Origin of the sequence: Streptomyces sp. NPDC102437 (assembly GCF_044765565.1) — a bacterium.
Classification (GTDB): Bacteria; Actinomycetota; Actinomycetes; order Streptomycetales; family Streptomycetaceae; genus Streptomyces.
In genome coordinates this window covers 1-1,344 of record NZ_JBIWKI010000172.1, presented here as the reverse complement: position 1 = coordinate 1,344, position 1,344 = coordinate 1, and the positions used below count along the sequence as shown (strand labels likewise).

At 68.8% G+C, this 1,344-nt stretch carries 1 protein-coding gene; it reads right to left on the bottom strand.

Annotated features, from left to right (window positions below):
- Window positions 1–38: 38 nt before the first annotated feature.
- Window positions 39–1,273, bottom strand: a protein-coding gene (locus ACIRJP_RS42660; protein WP_404186641.1) for an IS3 family transposase whose coding sequence is annotated in 2 segments (ribosomal slippage) — window positions 39–937 and window positions 937–1,273 — 1,236 coding nt in all. Because the reading frame shifts where the segments join, the coding sequence is not laid out codon by codon here.
- Window positions 1,274–1,344: the final 71 nt, after the last annotated feature.

Sequence of the window (1,344 nt, the reverse complement as noted above, 5' to 3'; positions counted from 1 at the left end):
GGGCCTTGCCCCCGAAGAGTGGACACCTGTTCGTATCGTTATGCGGCAAGTGTCAGGGTAGCTGACTGCTGCTCGTAGACGATCGGCGCCTGCTGTCCGTTCGCCAAGTGCCGTCGGCGGGTGTTGTAGCGGGTGATCCAGCCGAAGACCGCCAGGCGGCAGGCGCGGGCGCCGTCGAAGCGGCGGGCACCGCGCAGTGTCTCGCGTTTGAGAGCGGCGTTGAACGACTCGGCGAGGGCGTTGTCCGCCGAGGTGCCGACCGCTCCCATGGACTGCCGCACCCCCAACTCGGCGCAGGCTTCGGCGAATTGGCGAGAGGTGTACTGGGCTCCGTGATCGCTGTGGAAGACGGCGCCGGCCAGACTGCCGCGGGTCGCGGCGGCGGCCCGGAGCGCGTCGGCGACAAGCCCGGTGCGCATGTGGTCGGCGATCGACCAGCCCACCAGACGGCGCGAGAAGCAGTCGATCACCGTCGCCAGATACAGGAACTCGTCGTCGCCCACCGGCAAGTACGTGATGTCCCCGACGTACTTGGCGTTCGGCATGCTCGCGGTGAAGTCGCGCCGGAACAGGTCCGGCACCGGGATGGCGGACGGTTCGGGCACGGTGGTGGTTACGCGCTTGCGCAGTCGCAGCCCGGCGATGCCGAACTTCCGCATCACCCGCCCGACGCGCTTGTGGTTCACGCGCTCGCCGTCGTCGCGCAGTTCGGCGGTGATCCGGGGGCGGCCGTAGGTGCCGTCCCACTCGGCATGCACGGCCCGGATCCGCCCGGCAAGCGCGACGTCGGCCCGCTCACGTGCCGCGCGGGCTGCGCGGCCGGCCCGCCACTTGTAGAAGCTGGAGCGGGCGACCTCCAGCACGGCGCACAACCGCTTCACGCCCCAGGCGCGGTGGTGGTCCTCAATGAACTGGAAGCGGTTCACCAGGTCATCTCTTGTGCGAAAAACTTCGTCGCCTTGCGCAGGATGTCACGCTCGGTGGCCAGTTTCTGATTCTCCTTGCGCACCGTCGCCAGTTCCCGGCGCAGGGCCTCGTTCTCGGCCTGAAGCTCTTCGGCCGTCGGCGGGGATTCCACCTTGTTCTTCTCCGTGCTCGTGCTCGTCATGCCGCTCTCACCGCGGCGGGCCCGCTCGGCCCGCACCCAGTTGCGCAGCGTCTCCCGGCTGATCCCCAGGTCCTTGCCGATGCCCTCGTAAGTGTGGCCCGGGTCCGACAGGTACAGCGCGACAGCGTCCGCCCTGAACTCGGGCGAGTAGACCTTCATCACCATAAGAGATCCCTCCTACCCGGCCCCTGCCGGGGCCGGGCTCAGAGGTGTCCACCACTCGGGGACAGGTCCCG